The organism is Ichthyobacterium seriolicida (assembly GCF_002369955.1).
Lineage (GTDB): Bacteria > Bacteroidota > Bacteroidia > Flavobacteriales > Ichthyobacteriaceae > Ichthyobacterium > Ichthyobacterium seriolicida.
In genome coordinates this window covers 806,734-829,840 of the sequence record NZ_AP014564.1, presented here as the reverse complement: position 1 = coordinate 829,840, position 23,107 = coordinate 806,734, and the positions used below count along the sequence as shown (strand labels likewise).

General features: G+C 33.4%; 7 protein-coding genes. All 7 read right to left on the bottom strand.

Features of this window, described 5'->3' with window-relative positions; translation table 11 throughout:
- Positions 1 to 141 precede the first annotated feature (141 nt).
- The 7 genes from JBKA6_RS03160 to JBKA6_RS03130 all read right to left on the bottom strand — a co-directional run bounded on the left by JBKA6_RS03160 (position 142) and on the right by JBKA6_RS03130 (position 23,035).
- Positions 142 to 3,477 (bottom strand): DUF5018 domain-containing protein, encoded by a 3,336-nt coding sequence (locus tag JBKA6_RS03160; protein WP_096685797.1) that lies wholly within the window; start codon positions 3,475 to 3,477, stop codon positions 142 to 144.
- Positions 3,478 to 3,932: 455 nt separating this feature from the next.
- On the bottom strand, positions 3,933 to 6,800 hold the full coding sequence (locus tag JBKA6_RS03155; RefSeq protein WP_096685795.1) for a DUF5018 domain-containing protein: 2,868 nt from the start codon (positions 6,798 to 6,800) through the stop codon (positions 3,933 to 3,935).
- 652 nt (positions 6,801 to 7,452) lie between these two features.
- Positions 7,453 to 10,782, bottom strand: a complete 3,330-nt coding sequence (locus JBKA6_RS03150; RefSeq protein WP_096685792.1) for a hypothetical protein — start codon at positions 10,780 to 10,782, stop codon at positions 7,453 to 7,455.
- Between the two features lie 232 nt (positions 10,783 to 11,014).
- The gene (locus JBKA6_RS03145) at positions 11,015 to 14,290 is read right to left on the bottom strand and encodes a DUF5018 domain-containing protein (protein ID WP_096685789.1); all 3,276 of its coding nucleotides are present in this window, start codon (positions 14,288 to 14,290) and stop codon (positions 11,015 to 11,017) included.
- Positions 14,291 to 14,520: 230 nt separating this feature from the next.
- Positions 14,521 to 17,859, bottom strand: coding sequence for a DUF5018 domain-containing protein (locus JBKA6_RS03140; RefSeq protein WP_096685787.1), 3,339 nt, complete (start codon positions 17,857 to 17,859; stop codon positions 14,521 to 14,523).
- Between the two features lie 247 nt (positions 17,860 to 18,106).
- Entirely contained in the window at positions 18,107 to 21,442 is a 3,336-nt protein-coding gene (locus JBKA6_RS03135; RefSeq protein ID WP_096685784.1) for a DUF5018 domain-containing protein, read from the bottom strand.
- Positions 21,443 to 21,736: 294 nt separating this feature from the next.
- Complete coding sequence (locus JBKA6_RS03130; RefSeq protein WP_096685782.1) at positions 21,737 to 23,035, bottom strand: IS1380 family transposase; 1,299 nt, start codon at positions 23,033 to 23,035, stop codon at positions 21,737 to 21,739.
- Positions 23,036 to 23,107 lie beyond the last annotated feature (72 nt).

The following is a 23,107-nucleotide window of genomic DNA, read 5'->3' as shown; positions in this document are numbered from 1 at the left end:
TTAATTCTTCCCCTAAATAGAGAGAAGTGAATATCTTAGCTAAGATAATAGTAATTATTTGAATAGTGTTTTTTTATATAAACAAAAACAGACAGCCGTATAATTGACTGTCTGTTCCTAGATTAAGAGTGAAATAATTATCTAACTAGCTTTAGTTACAGTTACAGTATATCTTTTAGTAAAAGATGTATCAGTAGAATTTTTTACTGTATAAGTAACAGAAGTATTTCCGTCAGGAGTAAAAGAATATTCATTCCCGCTAGTAATAGCATTAGAAGTACCAGCAGTACAATTATCCCCTCCAACCTCAATTGTAGGAGTTAAAGTTACTGTATTAGGACTAGCACCTGTATCCATCGTCACATCCTTAGGTAATTCTAACTTTATAGTATTATTAGCATGATCAATTACCCCCTCAACATCAGTAGCACCTAGATTTTTACCAGTATTACCGCTAGTATCTTTTCCAAACTTAAAACTGCTAATAAAAGGCCCTTTAACTGCTGTTACAGTATATTCTGAGGTAGAACCTAGAGTAGTTGTTAGAGTAATTTTATTACCCCTAGTACTAATATCTCCTGATATCTCTTGACCACTAGTTGGACTTACAGTATATCCATTGTTATTAGGCTCGATAGTAGGTGTCAATCCTGTTAAATCAATTTCATTGCTATGGTTAGCAACTTTATGCTCAAACTTCAACTTTATTGTCCCAGTATTATTACCACTAACAGGCTGAGTTATTTCACCAATTACCTCAGCTGCAATACCTTTACTTTCAGCAGCTGTTATTTTAAAACTTGATAAAACTGGTGCTGCTTCTTTAGTTAAAGTTACAGTGTACTCTTTTTCAAATGAAGTTAAATCCTTATTCGCAACTTTAATAGTTTTAGAATAAGTAGAACCACTAGTAGGGGAAGAACCAAAAGCTATATCTATAGTGGTAGGTGAAGCGCTAATATTATCCCCAGTAATAGAAGCTTTTAAATTTGTTACGTTAACTGTATTAGCAACTGTAATTGCTATTGTTCCATTTTGTAATAAATTACCTTGAATAATAGCGGAAGACTCAGCAGTATACGTCTTCCCATCAGGGAAACCGCCATCTGAATTATTCTGACTCTTCTCAAACTTAAACTCCGTTATAGCAGGCTCTTTATAAACCCTCACATTATAAACCTTTCTCCCTCCAGCAGAATCTACTACGCTGTATTCTTTAGGAGTACTGTGAGAATTATCGAAGTTATTAGGGGTATTAGCTGCTTCAGTACCAGTCCCCTTATACACTGTAGCTCCAGAAGAAGTTGTAACAGTTGGAGTTAATCCAGTTAAATCTGCATTATGAGGAACTTTAACGATTATTTCTCCTGCACTACCTTGATCACCATTCTTAATTTCAACTACAGGAGTTCCAAGGTTTTTAGAAGTATCACTAAATGTAAAATCAGTTATCTTAGGCTCTGCTTCTTTAGTTACATTTACAGTATACTCAGTTTTATTTTTCCCATCCTGAGCTGTTACAATATATTTTACACCACTGCCAAAATTCTGCTCTGTAGTAGTAGCTACTGGACTAACACTAGCCCTGTTATATAATACCATTTCAGGGATCAAAGCAGTAACATCTGTATTATACGGAACTTTTACTGTTACTGTTTTAGCGCTATGATCTATAGCGCCTTCTACATCCTGAACAATTTTTTTCCCACTATTATCACTTTGCTTAAACTTAAATGATTTCATCTTAGAATTAGAAGACTCTACAGTTACACTATATTGTTTGGTAGTTTGACCATCCTCAGCTGTTACGGTATATACTACAGCTGTACCATAAGTAAACTCAGTTTCTGCTTTAGATGCTGGGCTTACCGTAGCTCCTGGAGATAATGTTATTTCAGGTTTTAGATTCACACTAGTGTCACCTTCTCCATCTAATGAGATATCTATTTTATGAATACTCCCGTTACTTGATATAATTCCTGAAACCTCAGTTCCTGAAGTTAATCTTACCTTGGAGCTATCTGTATTGTCTTCCTGTTTAATTTTAAACGAAGTAATCTCTGCTACATTACTTAATGCACCTATAATCACATTATATCTTCTAGTAGTACCATCCTGAGCTGTTACAGTATATACTACTGCTGTACCACGAACAAAATTCTGAGCCTCTTCACTCGCTGGACTTACTGTAGCACTAACACTAAGCTCTATAGTAGGTTTTATATCTGTTAGTATAACAGTATGTGGCATTTTTGCAATATTTACAGTTACATCGCTATCTCCAGTAGTAACAGGCATACTGGCTGCTGAATAATCCGTACCACCAAAGCTCTTACTAGAATTTTCAGAATCCCTCAATGTAAAAGAAGTTATACCCTTATCATTAGATAATGTCTTAGAAACAGACACTGTATACTCTCTTGTTTGACCATCTTCAGCTGTAATGGTATAAGTTTTCGTATCCGCATAATTATGAGCTGCAATTTCTGGACTTATAGTAGCACTAGCATGCTTAGTTATAGTAGGAGTTAAAGCTGTTACATCTGCTGCATTTGATACCTTTACTGCTATAGTTCCAGCAGCGCTATCAGTATTATTAGTAATTGTAACATCAGCTGTTCTGGCCCCAGCAGAAGACCTAGTTAATTTTAAACCAGTATTATTGGTGGTGTCTTTTGTAAATGAGAATACAGAAATCTTATTGTTTGAAGATAAGTCTTTGATATAGCTTACTTTATAAACCTTTGTTGTTTTTTCATCTGCAGCAGTTACTGTATAATTTACTGTCGTTGTGGTAATACTGTTTTCAGTAGTAGAAACTAGTTCTCCTGAAGTAATACTAGCTCCTGTATGAGCTATAGTAGGCTTTATCTCATCTAAAATAGCTGCATCAGATACATTTAATGTTATAGTATTATCCGTTTCACTAATAACACCCTCTCTATCTGCAAAAATCTTACCATCATTCTCAGTCTTCTTTAATTCAAAAGAACTAATAGAACAATAACTAGCTAAAGCCTTAGTTATATAAACAGTATAATCTTGAGACTTATCACCTTTTGTTACAGTAAACACCTTTTTATAACGTTGAGTAGAAGGCTTTTTACTAGTTTCCTCGGCAGACCCTTCAGAAACATCCTCAGTAGTAGCTTCTTCTACAACGGCTTCAAAATCAACTGCCTCACCACTAGCAGGGTATATGGTAGTCCCTTCACATGGGGTTATATTAAACTTTAAACCATCTAAAACAGCTGTATGAGGAACTGTTAATGATATAGTATGCTCTTGAGCATTTATCTGACAGTCTATATTAGACTCTAATTTTTTCCCCGCATTCTCAGAATCAAGAAGGGAAAATGATTCTATACATATATTTAAATCGTCTTCTATAATGTTCTTTTTATCACAGGAGAAAATAATTACCGACAACAATACAAAAGAGAAAATAATACTCTTTACAAAATAATTTTTCTTCATTTTTTTAAAAAAATAATTAATTACACCTTGCCAATCGCTTTTAATATCAAAGTATCAGCCACAAACTTCATTCTAATTCTTCCCCTAAATAGAGAGAAGTGAATATCTTAGCTAAGATAGTAGTAATTATTTAACTGTGCTTGTTTATTAACCTGGATCATTCATAATCGTATGAATTTTCAGGTTAAATTTATCGTTTCTGTTCAGTACTTATAAGTAATTGCTAATCTAACTCGGATTATAAATAATGTGTTTTTATTCCTCATTTTTGGGCTTTATCTAAAGTGGTTGATTGTGGGTAAAGCCCCTTAAAATTAACACCTTATGCCTAAATTGAAGTATAACTATGAATAATACGGGGTAAGTATTAGTAACTACATAAAAAAACAAAAACAGACAGCCATAATAACAGCTGTCTACTCTTAGATTAAAATTGAAATAATAATTATCTATTATTATGAACTAGCTTTAGTTACAGTAACCTTATAAACTTTTGTCATACTCTCTGCACCTGTTACTGTATAATCAACAGTAGTACTACCATTAGGAGTAAAAGACTGAGCAGTTTCGCTATCAGGAGAAGAAGTAGTAACACTATCCCCTCCAACCTCAATTGTAGGAGTTAGCTGTATTGGGCTTTCCGACACTTCTTTAGGAACTTCTAATGTTATAGTACCAGCAGCATGATCAATTGTTCCGACAACATCATCAGAACCTAGATTTTTATCACTATTATTAGCAGTTTTAAAGTCAAACTTACTAATATAAGGCCCCTTAACTGCTTCTACGGTATATTCTGAGGTAGAACCCGTAGCATCTTTAGTTAAAGTAAATTTTTTACCGTCAATACTTTCTGAATCTTCTAAAGGAATATTAGGAGTCAAAGTGTGTCCATCAACAGGAGCGATGGTATAACTTAATCCCTTTAAATCAAAAGCATGTTCATTATTCTTTGGAAATTTTAACACCATCTTCCCACCCTTTCCATCACTATTACTAGGATGCGTAAATTCAGCACTTACATCATTTTGAATACCTTTACTACCACTAGCAGCTATTGTAAACCCTGTTAATTGTGGAGCTGCTTCTTTAGATACAGTTATAGTATACTGTTTCCTAAAATCAGGTAAATCATTATGTGTAACTTCAATAGTTGCAGAATAATTAGAAGTACCACTAGTAGAGGTAAAAGTTATATCTACAGGATTAGTAGCGTTAGTATTATTCCCTGTGATAGTAGCTTTTAAATTTGTTACATCAACTGTATTAGCAACTGTAATTGCTATTGTTCCATTTTGTAATAAATTACCTTGAGTAATAGATGAAGTAGTATATTCAGTTGGTTTATCAGGAAAACTAGCTCCTGAATTTTCAGTTTTAGTAAACTTAAAGCTTGTTATAGCAGGCTCTTTATAAACCTTCACGTTATATACCTTTCTTCCCCCAGCAGCATCTACTGCACTATATTGTACATCTGCTGTAAGAGAATTAGTAAAATCATTAGAAGTATTAGCCTCAGTACTACTAGCTCCTCCTTTATACACTGTAATGTTAGAAGCACCTGCAACAGTTGGAGTTAAATCGGTTAAGGTGGCATCATGAGGAACTTTAACAGTTATAGTTCCAGAACTATGATCGATAGTTCCTGATATATCATTTCCAAGATTTTTACTATTGTTAGAAGCAGTCATAAACTTAAATGTCTCTATCTGAGGAGCAGCATTTTGAGTTACAGTTACAGTATACTCAGTAGTGCTTTTTCCATCCTGAGCTGTTATAGTATATATTACACCACTACTAAAATTTTGCGCTGTAGTAGCTCCTCCTGAAGGGCTGGTAATACTAGCTCCGTTATATAACAGTATTTCAGGGGTCAAAGCAGTAACATCTGTATTATACGGAACTTTTACTGTTATAGTATTTCCAGATATACTATTAACTACAATATCTTGAACAATATTTTTACCACTATTAGCACCATTTTTAAAGGCAAAAGATTTCATCTTAGAATTCGAAGACTTTACAGTTACACTATATACTTTGGCAGTACCATCCTCAGCTGTTACAGTATAAGTTTGAGCTGTACCATATGTAAATGTAGTAGGCGCTTTAGATGCTGGATTTACTGTAGCGCCTGCAGATAATGTTATTTCAGGACTAAGACTCACAGTAGAATTATCTTCTCCATCTAATACTATTGTATAATCACTTCCATTATTTGTAGGAGTTATTGTCATATCTGTAATACTTGGAGTAATAGAAGTATGATCTGTTTTTAATATTCTAAAAGAAGTGATATCCGCTTTTACATCTAATGTAGGAATAGTTATTTTATAATTCCTAGTAGTGCCGTCCTCAGCTGTTACCACATATGTTTTTTCATCACCACGGTTAAAATTCTGCTCTATTTGATTTGCTGGATTTACTTTAGCATTACTATCACTAGTCACTATAGTAGGCTTTAGATCATCTAAACTTGTAACACTAGCTGGAATTTTAACACTCACATTAACATCCCCATCTCCTGTAGGGGTGATTATAGTTCCCGCTGAATAATCCGTACCACCAAATCCCTTACTAGAATTTACAGAACTCTCAAATTTAAAAGAGGTTATTTCTTTTGTATTAGACAAACTTTTAGCAACAGACACTGTATACTCTTTTGTTTGACCATCTTGAGCTGTAATGGTATAAGTCTTAGGAGTTGCATAATTATGAGCGTCTTCAGTTGGACTTATAGTGGCTCTTTCATGCTTAGTTATAGTAGGAATTAAGTTTGTTATATCTGCTTCTGTAGATACTTTTACTGATATAGTTTCAGTATTAGTGTTATTATTACTAATTACAACATCACCAGGTCTAGCCCCAGCAGAAGATCTAGTTAATTTTAGACCTGTATTAACACTATTGCTATCATCTTTATTAAACTTAAACTCAGAAATTCTATTATCAGAAGATAAGCTTTTGACATATTTTACCGCATAAACCTTTGTTGTCTCTCCATCTGCAGCGGTTACTGTGTAATTAACTGTAGTCGTATTATTACTTGGCTCAGTAGTAAGCCCTCCTGAAGCAATACTAGCTCCTCCAGTATGAGCTATTGTAGGATTTAGCTCAGTTAAAATAGCAGCATCAGATACGTGTAATGTTATTGTATTAACTCCATCAGTTTCACTAATAACACCCTCTCTATCTGCAAAAATCTTACCTTCATTATTAGTCTTCTCTAATTTAAAAGAACTAATAGAACAATCACTAGCTAAAGATTTAGTTATATATACAGTATATTCTTGTGATTTTCCTTCTTTTGTTAAGGTAAACACCTTTTTATAACGTTGAGAAGAAGACTTTTTAGGAGCTTCCTCAGAAACCTCAGCAGAAACTACTTCTTCAGTAGATTCTTGAACTTCTTCAAAATCAACTTCTTCACCACTAGCAGGGGATATGGTAATCCCTTCACATGGGGTTATATTAAACTTTAAGCCATCTAAAACAGCTGTATGAGGAACTGTTAATGATATAGTATGCTCTTGAGCATTTATCTGACAATCTATATTAGACTCTAATTTTTTCCCCGTATTCTCAGAATCTAATAAGGAAAATGATTCTATACATATATTTAAATCGTCTTATATAATGTTCTTTTTATCACAGGAGAAAATAATTACCGACAACAATACAGAAGAGAAAATAATACTCTTTACAAAATAATTTTTCTTAAACATAATTTTAGTAATATGATTGGTTAAAAAAACAACAATTCTCTAAATACCATAGCATTCAAAGTATTAGCAATAAGACTTATCCTACTCTCTACCCCAAAAGACAGAAAACAAAATATCTTAGCTAAGATAGTAGTAATTATTTAACTATGCTTGTTTATTAAGTAATAATAAATACAGAAAAAAAAAATAGACAGCCATAATAACAGCTGTCTGCTCTTAGACTAAAGTTAAAATAATATATCTATTAGTCCTAACTAGTTTTTTTTGTTACAGTAACTTGATAAGTCTTCTCCATATTATCTGCACCTGTTACTGTATACTGAGTTTCACTATCCAAAGTAAAAGTTTGCTCAGTCCCACTAGGAGAAGTAACACTAGGACTACCATCCCCTCCTAATTCAATTGTAGGAGTTAGAGTTATTGTATTACCACCACTCGAATCCATCGTCACATCCTTAGGTAATTCTAACTTTATAGTATTATTAGCATGATCAATTACCCCCTCAACATCAGTAGCACCTAGATTTTTACCAGTATTACCACTAGTATCTTTTCCAAACTTAAACGACTTAATAAACGGACCTTTAACTGCTGTTACAGTATAAACACTTTTAGAACCTGTATCAGTTTTTGTTAGAGTGAATGTTTGATTATGAATACTTTGCCCGTCTGTTAAAGGAGAAGTAGGAGTTAAGGTGTGCCCAGTATCAGGCACACTAGTATAACTTAAATTTGTTAAATCAATATCAGTGTGATGAGTAGCAACTTTATGATCAAACTTTAACTTTATTATCCCAGTATTACTACTATCACTAGGATAGGTAAATTCAGCACTTACCTCATCTTTAATCCCTTTACTTTCATCAGCTGTTATTTTAAACTCTGTCAATTGCGGCGCTGCTTCTTTAGTTAAATTAACTGTATAGTTTTTAGTAAAACTAGATAAATGTTCATTCTGAACTGTAATAGTTGCAGAATAAGAAGAAGAAGCACCACTAGTGGTAAAATTCAAAGCAGTAGGAGTAAATGTAGAACCAAGATTACTGCCAGTAATAGTAGGAGTTAAGGACGCCACATTAACCGTATTAGCAACTGTAATGGTTATGGTTTTACCTGTCTCATTAACTGAACCAACATATGTTTTATTAGCAGGAAAATCAGTATTACCTGTATTCTTATTCTGTTCAAACTTAAACTCCGTTATAGCAGGAGCTTTATAAACCTTAACATTATAAACCTTTCTTCCTCCAGCAGGCCCCACTGCGCTATATTGTACAGGAGTTGAATGAGAGTTGCTAAAATCAGTAGAAGTGTTAGCTACTTCAGTACCAGAATCCCCTTTATATACTTGAGTATTAGCCAAAGCAGAACTGTTAGTTGTGACAGTTGGAACTAATCCATTTAAATCTGCATCATGAGGAACTTTAACAATTATCTCCCCTGCAGTAGTTCCAGAATTATGTGTAATAGTCCCTGTAATATCTCCTCCAAGATTTTTACTATTGTTAGAAGCAGTCGTAAACTTAAATGTCTCTATCTGAGGAGCAGCATTTTGAGTTACAGTTACATTGTAATCGCTTGTAGTTCCATCTTGAGCAGTAACTGTATAAGTTTTTTGACTACTAAAATCTTGCGCTGTATTAGCTTCTCCTCCTGTTTTAAATGTAACCGTAGAGCCATTGTTTCCTAATACTTCAGGAGTTAAATTAGTAAGTACTGCATCATGCGGAACCTTTACTGTTACTGTATTATCATTTATAGTACCTTCTACCTCTTGAACAATTTTTCCAGTATTCTGATTAGTTCCATCACTAGTTTTAAACTTAAATGATTTCATCTTAGAATTCGAAGACTTTACAGTTACACTATATGCTTTGGTAGTACCATTTTCAGCCGTTACAGTATAAGTTTTAGCTGTACCATAAGTAAACTCAGTTTCTGCTTTAGATGCTGGATCTACTGTGGCACCTGGAGACACTACTATTTCAGGACTAAGACTTACAGTAGTCTGATCTTCCCCATCTAATACTATTGTATAATCACTTCCACTATTTGTCGGACTTATTGTCATATCTGCTGTAATCTTTGAACTAAGAGAGGCATGATCTTTTGTTAATATTTTAAAAGAAATAATATCTGCCGCTGCACTTAACTCACCTATAGTCACATTATATCTTCTAGTAGTACCATCTTGTGCTGTTACAGTATAATCTACAGCTGTACCACGAGTGAAATTTTGAGGAGCTTCATTTCCTGGATTAACCGAAGCATTAGCGCTAAATTCTATACTAGGCTTTAGACCTGTTAGTGTAACAGCATTTGGAATTTTAACACTTACAGCAACATCGTTATCTCCAGTAGAAGTTATAGTCCCTGATGGATAATCATTACTACCAAAGTTCTTATCAGGATTTTGAGAATTCTCAAATTTAAAACTACTTATCTCTTTAGCATTAGAAAGGTTCTTAGTAACAGACACTGTATACTCTTTTGTTTGACCATCTTCAGCTGTAATGGTATAAGTTTTCGAATCCGCATAATCATGAGCTGCAACATCTGGACTTATAGTAGCATTTTCATGCTTAGTTATAGTAGGAATTAAGTTTGTTATATCTGCTTCTGTAGATACTTTTACTGATATTGTTTCAGCATTAGTATTACCACTACTAATTGTAACATCACTAGCTCTAGCCCCAGTAGAAGACCTAGTTAATTTTAGACCAGTATTACTATTATTGCTAGTATCTTTTGTGAAAGAGAATACAGAAATTCTATTATTAGAGGATAAGTCTTTGATATATTTTACTACATAAACCTTTGTTTTTCCATCTGCAGCGGTTACCGTGTAATTAACTGTAGTTGTAGTAATTCTAGTGCCAGCAGAATCAGCAGTTTCAGTAGTAATAAGCTCTCCCGAACTAAAACTAGTTCCTGTATGAACTATTGTAGGGGTTAAACCATCTAAAGTAGCTGCATCAGATACGTGTAATGTTATAGTAGAAGGCTCATTATCAGTAGACTCAGTAATATCACCCACTCTATCTGCAAAAATCTTACCGTCATTATTAGTCTTCTCTAATTTAAAAGAACTAATAGAACAGTCACTAGCTAAAGCTTTAGTTATATAAACAGTATAATTTTGAGACTTACCATCTTTTGTTAAAGTAAATATCTTTTTATAACGTTGAGTAGAAGGTTTTTTAATAGTTTCCTCATCCACCCCTTCATTAGTAGCTTCTTCCTCAATAGATTCTTCTACAACTTCTTCAAAATTAACTTCTTCACCACTAGCAGGGGATATAGTAGTCCCTTCACATGGGACTATATTAAACTTTAATCCATCTAAAACAGCTGTATGAGGAACTGTTAACGATATAGTATAATTCTCAACATCTATATCACAGTCTATATCAGAACCTAATTTTTTTTCTTCATTTTCAGAATCCAGCAAGGAAAATGATTCTATACATATATTTAAATCGTCTTCTATAATTTTCTTTTTATCACATGAGAAAATAATTACCGATAACAATACGAAAGAGAAAATAACACTCTTTACAAAATAATTTTTCTTAAACATAATTTTAGTAATATGATTTGGTTAAAAAAACAACAATTCTCTAAATACCATAGCATTCAAAGTATTAGCAATAAGACTCATCCTACTCTCTACCCCAAAAGACAGAAAACAAAATATCTTAGCTAAGATAGTAGTAATTATTTAACTGTGTTTCTTTATTAATAACATAAAAAATAAAAACAGACAGCCGTATAATTGACTGTCTGTTTAGAATTGAAAAGTGTATTATAAATTATTCAGTGCTTGCAGCTTTTTTAGTTACAGTTACATTATATTCTTTAGTAAAAGATGTATCAGTAGAATTAGTTACTGTATACTTAGCACTCCCACCAGTGAAAGTATGAGGAGTCGCTCTAGCAGGATCAACTGTACCATTTTGCACTTCAATTGTCGGAGTTAGCTGTATTGTTGTTAATTCTTCCGTAACTGTACTAAGAAGTTCTAGTTTTATAGTATTATCGCTATGATCAATTGCGGCTACAACATCTTCAGTTATACCTTTCGCACTATTACCACTAGTATCTTTTCCAAACTTAAAACTGCTAATAAAAGGCCCTTTAACTGCTGTTACAGTATATTCTGAGGTAGAACCTAGAGTAGTTGTTAGAGTAAATTTTTTACCTTCAATACTTTCTAATTCTCCTATAGGAGAATTAGGAGCCAAAGTATGTCCATCAACAGGAGCGCTAGTATAACTTAATCCTGTTAAAGTAATTTCATGCTGATTCCTCTTAGGAAACTTCAACTTTATTGTACCAGTATTATCAGTACTAGGATGAGTTAATTCAGCAGTTACCTCATCTTTAATCCCTTTACTTTCATCAGCTGTTATTTTAAACTCTGTCAACTTCGGCGCTGCTTCTTTAGTTAAATTAACTGTATAGGTTTTGGTAAAATCAGATAAATATTGATTTGCAACTGTAATAGTTGCAGAATAGGTAGAAGTACCACTAGTAGAAGTAAAAGATGTATCTATAGTAGTAGTTGAAGGGTTAATATTATTTCCAGAAATAGTAGCTTTTAAATTTGTTACATTAACTGTATTAGCAACTGTAATTGATATTGTTCCATTTTGTAATAAATTACCTTGAGTAATAGTCGAAGACTCCGCAGTGTACGTCTTTCCAGTAGGAAAACCACCATCTGAATTATTCTGACTCTTTTCAAACTTAAACCCCGTTATAGCAGGCTCTTTATAAACTTTTACATTATAAACTTTTCTACCCCCAGCAGGTCCTACTGCACTGTATTTTACAGCAGTTGTATGAGAAGAGCTGAAATCAGTTGAAGTAGTAGATGGAGTAGTTCCAGATTCTTCCTTGTATATTTTAGTTTCAAAAGCAGCGGTAGCAGCTGTAACAGTTGGTACTAACCCAGTTAAAGTAGCATTGTAAGGAACTTTAACGATTATTTCTCCTTCACTACCTTGATTAAATTCAACTACAGGAGTTCCAAGATTATTACCAGAATCATTACTAAATGTAAAACCAGTTATCTGAGGCTCATCATACTTGCTAACTTTTACAGTGTAATTACTTGTAGATCCATTTTGTGCTGTTATAGTATATATTACATCACTACTAAAATTTTGCTCTGTATTAGCATCTGTATTTTGCCCTTTTATGGTAACCTTAGAGCCGTTATTGCCTAATACTTCAGGAGTTAAAGCTGTGACAACTGCATCATGTGGAACTTTTACAGTTACTGTTTTAGCATCATGATCTATAATTCCTGTTACATCTTGAACAATTTTTCCAGTGCTCTGATTAGCCCCATCTGCTTTAAACTTAAACGACTTCATCTTAGAATTCGACGACTTTACAGTAACACTATATGTTTTTTTAGAACCATTTTCAGCTGTTACAGTATAAGGTACAGCTGTACCATAAGTAAATTGCGTTTCTGTTCCAGAAGTTGGGCTTACCGTAGCTCCTGGAGAAACTACTATTTCAGGGTTCAACTTTACAGTAGTATCATCTACTCCATCTAATACTATCATCATATCTACTGTAATACTTGGAGCAATAGAAGTACCATCTTTTTCTATTTTAAACGACGTAATCTCTGCTACATTACTTAATGTACCTATAATCACATTATATCTTCTAGTAGTACCATCTTGAGCTGTTACAGTATATACTACTGGCGTACCACGTGTGAAATTTTGAGGAGTTTGATTTTGTGGATTAACAGAAGCATTAGCGCTAAATTCTATAGTGGGCTTTAGATCATTTAAATCTGAAACCGTATGAGGAATTTTTGCAATATTCACAGTTACATCAGCATCTCCAGTAGCTGCAGGTATACTAGCTGCTGAATAATCTTGGCCAAGAGGCTTCTCAGTATTTACAGAATTCTCAAATTTAAAACTACTTATCTCTTTATCATTAGAAAGGTTCTTAGTAACAGACACTGTATACTCTTTTGTTTGACCATCTTGAGCTGTAATGGTATAAGTCTTAGAAGTTACATAATCATGAACGCCTTCAGATGGACTTACAGTGGCATCTTTATGCTTAATTATAGTAGGAATTAAAGCTGTTATGGTTGCTGCAGTAGACACTAATACTGATACTGTTTCAGTACCAGTATTAGTGTTATTATTACTAATTACAACATCACTAGCTCTAGCCCCAGCAGAAGACCTAGTTAACTTTAAACCAGTGTTATTAGTATCTTTTGTGAAAGAGAATACAGAGATTCTATTATCAGAAGATAAGTCTTTGATATATTTTACTGCATAAACCTTTGTTTTTCCATCTGCAGCTATTACTGTATAATTAACTGTAGTTGTTGTAACGCTGGCGCCCAAATCATCAGTAGAAGTAGTAGAAACAGGATCTTCTGAACTAAAACTAGTTCCTGTGTGAATTATTGTAGGGGTTAAGTCATCTAAAATTGCAGATTCAGAAACGTGTAATGTTATAGTAGAAGGATCAGTATCAGTAGATTCAGTAATAACACCCTCTCTATCTGCGAAAATCTTAGTTTCATTTTTAGATTTTTCTAATTTAAAACTACTAATAGAACAATCACTAGCTAAAACTTTAGTTATATAAACAGTGTACTCTTGAGATTTTCCTTCTTTTGTTAAGGTAAACACCTTTTTATAACGTTGAGAAGAAGGCTTTTTCGTAGTTTCCTCGGCAGCCCCTTCAGAGACATCCTCATTAGTAGCTTCTTCTACAACAGCTTCAAAATCAACTGCCTCACCACTAGCAGGAGATATTGTAGTCCCTTCACATGGGGTTATATTAAACTTTAAGCCATCTAAAACAGCTGTATGAGGAACTGTTAATGATATAGTATGCTCTTCAGCATTTATCTGACAGTCTATATTAGACTCTAATTTTTTCCCCGCATTCTCAGAATCAAGAAGGGAAAATGATTCTATACATATATTTAAATCGTCTTCTATAATGTTCTTTTTATCACAGGAGAAAATAATTACCGACAACAATACAAAAGAGAAAATAATACTCTTTAAAAAATAATTTTTCTTAAACATAATTTTAGTAATATGATTGGTAAAAAAAACAACAATTATCTAAATACCATAGCATTCAAAGTATTAGCAATAAGACTTATCCTACTCTCTACCCCAAAAGACAGAAAACAGAATATCTTAGCTAAGATAATAGTAATTATTTAACCGTGTTTCTTTATTAATAACATAAAAAATAAAAACAGACAGCCATAATAACAGCTGTCTGCTCTTACATTAAAGCTCAAATACCCCTATCCGCTAGAACTAGCTTTACTCACTGTTATCTTATAAGTTTTAATCATCCCATCTGCACCTGTTACTGTATAATCAACAGTAGTACTATTGTCAACAGTAAACTCCTTAGGAGTCAAACTAGCTGGCTCAACATTCGCGTTATCTCCTCCAACCTCAATTGTCGGAGTTATGGTTACTGTATTGCCACCTGAATCCATAGTTACTCCACTAGGAACTTCTAATTTTATGGTATTTTGAGCATGATCAATTGTCCCGTCAATATCAGCATCGCCTAGATTTTTACCAGTATTACCAGTAGTATCTTTTTTAAACTCAAACTTACTAATATAAGGCCCTTTAACTGCTTCAACAGTATAAACCCTTTTAGAACCTGTGTCAGTTTTTGTTAGAGTAAATTGTTGATTATTAATCTCTCCAGTTACTGCAGCATCACTAGCTGGACTTACAGTACAACCTTGAGGAGAAGTTATGGTAGGCGTTAATCCCGTTAAATCAAAAACATGTTCATTATTCTTATGAAACTTCAACTTTATTGTACCAGTATTACCAGTGCTGGTAGGATGCGTAAACGTAGCACCTACCTCAGCTGCAATACCTTTATTAGTATTAGCAGTTATTTTAAATTCTGTCAACTGCGGCGCTGCTTCTTTAGTTAAATTAACTGTATAGGTTTTGGTAAAATCAGATAAATATTGATTTGCAACTGTAATAGTTGTAGAATAGGTAGAAGTACCACTAGTAGAAGTAAAAGACGTATCTATGGTAGTAGTTGAAGGGTTAATATTATTTCCAGAAATAGTAGCTTTTAAATTTGTTACATTAATTGTATTAGCAACTGTAATTGATATTGTTCCATTTTGTAATAAATTACCTTGAGTAATAGCCGCAGACTCAGCAGTATAGGTCTTTCCAGCAGGGAAACCAGTATCTGAATTAGCACTCTTCTCAAACTTAAACTCTGTTATAGCTGGCTCTTTATAAACCTTCACTTCATAAACTTTTCTTCCACCAGCAGAATCTACTACGCTGTATTCTTTAGGAGTACTTTGAGAATTATCGAAATTATTAGAGGTATTAGCTGCTTCAGTAGCAGTCCCCTTATACACTGTAGCTCCAGAAGAAGTTGTAACAGTCGGAGTTAACTCACCAATCTCTGCATCATGAGGAACTTTAACAATTATCTCTCCCGGCGTGTCTCCAGAATTATGAGTAATCTCACCTATTATATCAGTACTACCAAGATTTTTACTATTGTTAGAAGCAGTCGTAAACTTAAATGTCTCTATCTGAGGAGCAGCATTTTGAGTTACAGTTACATTGTAATCGCTTGTAGTTCCATCCTGAGCTGTTACGGTATATTTTACTGTGTTACTATCACTAAAATTTTGCGCTGTAGTAGCTTCTGGACTAACGCTAGCCCCGTTATATAATACTATTTCAGGGGTCAAAGCAGTAACATCTGCATTATACGGAACATTTACTGTTACTGTTTTAGCAACATGATCTATAGTTCCTGTTACATCTTGAACAATTTTTTTACTACTATTATTTCCAGTGTCTTTCTTAAACCCAAACGACTTCATCTTAGAATTTGAAGACTTTACAGTTACTTGATATGTTTTTTGAGAACCATTCTCAGCTGTTACAGTATAAGTTTGAGCTGTACCATATGTAAACTCAGTCCCAGCTCCAGAAGCTGGATTTACTGTAGCTCCTGCAGAAAATTCTATTGCGGGTTTTAGATTTATACTATCATCACCTTCTCCATCTAATGAAATAGTTATTGTATGATTACTTCCGCTATTTGATATAACTCCTGAAACCTCACTTCCTGTCATTCTAACTTCATTAGGAGTAGTATGATCTGACTTTTTAATTATAAAAGAAGTAATATCTGCCGCTGCACTTAACTCACCTATGGTTACTTTATACTTTCTAGTAGTACCATCTTGAGCTGTTACAGTATAAATTTTTTCCTCACCACGTGTGAAATCCTGCGCTATCCCATTTCCTGGACTTACTGTAGCATTACTGTTACTAAGTACTATACTAGGTTTTAGGCCTGTTAAATTTGTAATAGTATGCGGCATTTTTGCAATAGTTACAGTTCCATCCTCTTCACTAGAAGGATTATTTATAGTGCCATCATAATCCTGACTATTAAAGCTCTTATCAGTATTTTGAGTGTACTCAAATTTAAAAGAAGTCATATTCTTGTTATTAGACAAATCCTTAGCAACAGACACTGTATACTGTTTTGTTTGACCATCCTGAGCTGTAATGGTATAAACTTTAGTGCCATTATTAGTGCTATAATCATGAACGTCTTCAGCTGGACTTATAGTAGCTCTTTCATGCTTAGTTATAGTAGGAATTAAAGCTGCTACATCTGCTGCAGTAGACACTTTTACCTTTATGGTTCCATTAGTGTCATTAATTTCAACATCACCTGTTCTACCTTCAGCAGTAGAAGACCTAGTTAATTTTAGACCTGTATTATTGGTGTTATCTTTTGTAAATGCAAATGTGGAAATTTTATTATCAGAAGATAAGTCTTTGATATATTTTACTACATAAACCTTTGTTGTCTCTCCATCTGCAGCAGTTACTGTGCAATTAACTGTAGTTGTAGTAATACTAGTGCCAGAATCGGTAGTAGAAACAGGACTTTCTGAACTAAAAGTAGTTCCTGTGTGAACTATTGTAGGAGTTAAACCATCTAAAATTGCAGATTCAGAAACGTGTAATGTTATAGTAGAAGGATCAGTATCAGTAGATTCAGTAATAACACCCTCTCTATCTGCGAAAATCTTAGTTTCATTTTTAGATTTTTCTAATTTAAAACTACTAATAGAACAATCACTAGCTAAAACTTTAGTTATATAAACAGTGTACTTTTGAGATTTTCCTTCTTTTGTTAAGGTAAACACCTTTTTATAACGTTGAGTGGAAGGCTTTTTAGTAGTTTCCTCGGCAGCCCCTTCAGAGACATCCTCATTAGTAGCTTCTTCTACAACAGCTTCAAAATTAATTTCTTCACCACTAGCAGGAGATATGGTAGTCCCTTCACATGGGGTTATATTGAACTTTAAGCCATCTAAAACAGCAGTATGAGGAACTGTTAACGATATAATATAATTCTCAGCATCTATCTCACAGTCTATATTAGAACCTAAATTTTTTCCCTCATTTTCGGAATTTAGTAATTCAAATGATTTTATACATACATTTAAATCGTCTTCTATAATATTCTTTTTATCACAGGAGAAAATAATTACCGACAACAATACAAAAGAGAAAATAATACTCTTTACAAAATAATTTTTCTTAAACATAATTTTAGTAATATGATTGGTTGAAAAAACAACAATTCTCTAAATACCATAGCATTCAAAGTATTAGCAATAAGACTTATCCTACTCTCTACCCCAAAAGACAGAAAACAGAATATTTTAGCTAAGATAGTAGTAATTATTTAACTATGCTTGTTTATTAAGTAATAATAAATACAGAAAAAAAACAGACAGCCGTAATAATAGCTGTCTGTCCTTAGATTAAAATTGAAATAATCCTCTATTTGGCCTAACTACCTTTAGTTACAGTCACATTATAGGTTTTAGTAAAATTTGCATCACTAGAATTTTTCACTGTATACTCAACAGCAGTACTACCATCAGGAGTAAAAGAATATTCAGTCCCACTATTAATAGCATTAGAAGTAGCAACAGCAGTATCCCCTCCAAGCTCAATTGTTGGCTTTAAAGTTACTTTGCCATCTGAATCCATCGTAACCCCACTAGAAACTAGTAATTGTATAGTGCTAGCAGCATGATCAATTGTCCCGACAACATCAGAACCTAGACTTTTTTCACTATTTTGCGAGTTTTCAAACTTAAAACTACTAATATAAGGTCCTTTAACTGCTGTTACAGTGTACTTTGAGGTAGAACCTAAAGCAGTTGTTAGAGTAAATTCTTTTTCATGAATACTACTACTATCCAAAGGAGAGCTAGGAGTCAAAGTATATCCGCCACTACTAGTAGGAGGATTGCTAGTATAACTTAACCCCGCTAAATTAAATTCATTAGCATTATTTTTAGGGAACTTCAACTTTATTGTTCCAGTATTACTACCGTTAGGATGAGTTATAGTAGTAGCTTGAACATCAGCCGTAATGCCATTTGTTGAATTAGCTGTTATAGTGAAACTTGTCAACTGCGGCGCTGCTTCGTTAGTTACAGTTACATTATAGTTTTTAGTATAAGATGGCAAGTGTTCGTTTGCAACTGTAACAACCGTTACAGAACCACTAATGAAATTTAAGTCAGAAATAACAAGATTTGCAGCAATATTATCACCAGTAATAGAAGCTTTTTTTAATTTTGTTACATCAACCGTATTAGCAACTGTAATTGCTATAGTTCCAGATCCTAAAAAATCACCTTGAGTAATAGGCGAAGCAATATATTCAGTTGTTCCACTAGGAAAACTAACCTCTGTATTATCAGTATTAGTAAACTTAAACTCCGTTATGGCAGGCTCTTTATAAACTTTTACAGAATATACCTTTCTCCCTCCAGCAGGACCTACTGCGCTGTATTGTACAGGACTCGTATGAGAATTACTGAAATCATCGCTAGAGTTAGCAGCAGCAGTACTATCAGCCCCTCCTTTATACACCGTAACGTTAGAAGCACCTGTAACAGTTGGAACTAATCCATTTAAATCTGCATCATGAGGAACTTTAACAATTATCTCCCCTGCAGTAGTTCCAGAATTATGTGTAATAGTCCCTGTAATATCTCCTCCAAGATTTTTACTATTGTTAGAAGCAGTCATAAACTTAAATGACTCTATCTGAGGAGCAGCATTTTGAGTTACAGTTACAGTATACTCAGTAGTGCTTTTTCCATCCTGAGCTGTTACAGTATATGTTACAGAACCGCTACTAAAATCTTGCGCTGTATTAGCTCCTCCTGAAGGAGCGGTAACACTAGCTCCATTATATACTTCTATATCAGGAGTTAAACCATTAAGAACTGCATCATACGGAACATTAACCTTTACTGTTTTGTCGGTATCATTTATAGTCCCTTCTACCTCTTGAACAATTTTCCCAGTACTCTGATTATTTCCAGTTGTACTTTTAAAATTAAACGATTCTAACTTAGAATTCGAAGACTTTACAGTTACTCTATATGTTGTTTGCGTACCATTCTCAGCTATTACAGTATAAGTTTGAGCTGTACCATATGTAAACTCAGTCCCTGCTCCAGAAGTTGGGCTTACCGTAGCTCCTGGAGACACTATTATTTCAGGCTTTAGATTTACACTAGTGTCACCTTCTCCATCTAATGAAATAGTTATTGTATGATTACTTCCGCTATTTGATATAACTCCTGAAACCTCACTTCCTGTCATTCTAACTTCATTAGGAGTAGTATGATCTGACTTTTTAATTATAAAAGAAGTAATATCTGCCGCTGCACTTAACTCACCTATGGTTACTTTATACTTTCTAGTAGTACCATCTTGAGCTGTTACAGTATAAATTTTTTCCTCACCACGTGTGAAATCCTGCGCTATCCCATTTCCTGGACTTACTGTAGCATTACTGTTACTAAGTACTATACTAGGTTTTAGGCCTGTTAAATTTGTAATAGTATGTGGCATTTTTGCAATAGTTACAGTTCCATCCTCTTCACTAGAAGGATTATTTATAGTGCCATCATAATCCTGACTATTAAAGCTCTTATCAGTATTTTGAGTGTACTCAAATTTAAAAGAAGTCATATTCTTGTTATTAGACAAATCCTTAGCAACAGACACTGTATACTGTTTTGCTTGACCATCCTGAGCTGTAACTGTATAAACTTTAGTAGCATTATTGCCATAATTATAAGATTCAATAGCTGGACTTATAATAGCGTTTTCATGCTTGGTTATAGTAGGAGTTAAAGCTGTTATGGTTGCTGCAGTAGATACTTTTACTGATATTGTTTCAGTACCAGTATTAGTGCTATTATTACTAATTACAACATCACCAGGTCTAGCAGTATCAGCAGAAGACCTAGTTAATTTTAGACCTGTATTATTGGTGGTGTCTTTTGTAAATGAGAATACAGAAATCTTATTGTTCGAAGATAAGTCTTTGATATATATTACTTTATAAACCTTTGTTGTTTTTTCATCTGCAGCAGTTACTGTATAATTTACTGTCGTTGTGGTAATACTGTTTTCAGTAGTAGAAACAGGACTTTCTGAACTAAAACTAGTTCCTGTGTAAACTATTGTAGGAGTTAAACCATCCAAAGTAGCAGCATCAGATATATGTAATGTTATAGTATTAGCTTCATCGGCTTCAGTAATTTGCCCCTCTCTATCTCCAAAAATCTTAGTTTCATTTTTAGACTTCTCTAATTTAAAAGAACTAATAGAACAATCACTAGCTAAAGCTTTAGTTATATAAACAGTGTAATCTTGAGACTTGCCATCTTTTATTACAGTAAAGACCTTTTTATAACGTTGAGGAGAAGGCTTTTTGGTAGTTTTCTCATCCGCCCCTTCAGTAGTAGCTTGTTCTTCAATAGATTCTTCTACAACTTCTTCAAAATTAATTTCTTCACCACTAGCAGGAGATATGGTAGTCCCTTCACATGGGGTTATATTGAACTTTAAGCCATCTAAAACAGCTGTATGAGGAACTGTTAACGATATAGTATAATTCTCAGCATCTATCTCACAGTCTATATTAGAACCTAAATTTTTTCCCTCATTTTCGGAATTTAGTAATTCAAATGATTTTATACATACATTTAAATCGTCTTCTATAATATTCTTTTTATCACAGGAAAAAATAATTACCGACAACAATACAAAAGAGAAAATAATACTCTTTACAAAATAATTTTTCTTCATTTTTTTTAAAAAATAATTAATTACAACTTGCCAATAGCTTTGAATATCAAAGTATCAGCCACAAACTTCATTTTAATTCTTCCCCTAACCCGCATTATTCATAGTCATACTAAAATAGATTAGACGTGATATTTTTTCCTTAACTTTTTTACTAATCGAAGAGAACTCATCTTCTTTGTCGTTTTTTTGCACCTTTTTTTAGGATGACAATGCTCTTTTTTAGTGTTTTTACATGGTTTTTTAACGACAAGGCGTAACTATCCCAAGGTTGTTCATTTCACAAATAAACAACCGTTACTGGGTAATAATTTCCCGAAATAAACCCTTGTAAACAAAAGATTTAGATAGCTGATAATAGATTCGCCTTTTGGTAATTTTAATCGTTGCTCCTACCTTGAGAAGATAGGTTCTAATCGAACTGATTAACCATTTTTTTGCTACTTCAAATCTTGTTTTCTTTATCTTCTGTTTCAGTAATAAAAACATTTCATAGGCAAGACTACTCATCATAAGTCGAAAAAAATTAGCAAGAAAACTATGATTTGACAAACGATCAGAAAAACACATATTTTTAACTTCTTTTATTCTATTTTCACTTGAATCACCTCTTTTCACATAAAAGTCAAAGTAAATTTCTCTAGCATCCTTTTGGGGAAGATTACTAGAAAAATGCCTTATGTTCATCCCTAATCCTGTACTCTCAACTTTAGAATAGCACTGTTGAGGCTTGTGCCAACTCTTGGCTTTGTACGTAAAACTCATAAAATGTTGGTGCTTCTCTCCCTGATCTAAATACATTTTTTTTACAGCATTTTTTGACCAAGATACCTTTCTTTTTAAAACTTCATTGCTCGCTATGCCTGTCACATATAGTAAATCAAAATCATCTACTAATTGGTAAAAAGGAGCGCAACTAAAGCCGCTATCACTTCTAATAATTATTTCCATCTCTGGGTGACTCTCACGTATTTTGATAATTATTCGCTTTAAAATACTCACATACCATTTATTAGAATGACTATTTCCTGGGCGGAGTACAGGAAGGATAATCTGTCCTGTTTTTCCATCATGAAAAAATAGTTCATTGTACATGAATTGACTATAATAACCGTTAAACATTGACAATTGTTGACTGCCATGAGTTGGATCATCAGTTGAATCTACGTCAATAACTATTCTCTTACGATCAGATAAACTTGAAACATATTTGTATAACCACGCATCACAAAACTTAAAAACAGCTTGTTTGTCAAAGCTATTCTCAAATCTTGATATAGTAGGTTGAGAAGCCAAATCACCTTGAAGAACATCTTTGAATAAAGGATCGTTATGTAAATGATTAACATCATTGGCGTCTTCATAGCCTAACATGATCATATAAACCCTTTGTTTTAACTGATGCCTTCTGGTATAAGTAATAAATCTAGAGTCTCGAGTATCAGGCAAAAGTTTACTGTAATAATGAATCAATCTATGATCTGGTTCTAGTTTTTCAAGCATGATTAAAGATCCATCAGAACTAATTTCTGATGATGAAAAAGTTAATTCAACAGAAGTCTTCCCTCTATAAAATAATGTGTTTTTATTCCTCATTTTTGGGCCTTATATAAAGTCGTTGTTTTTTAGTTAACCCTACTAAAATTAACACTTTATACCCAATATTGA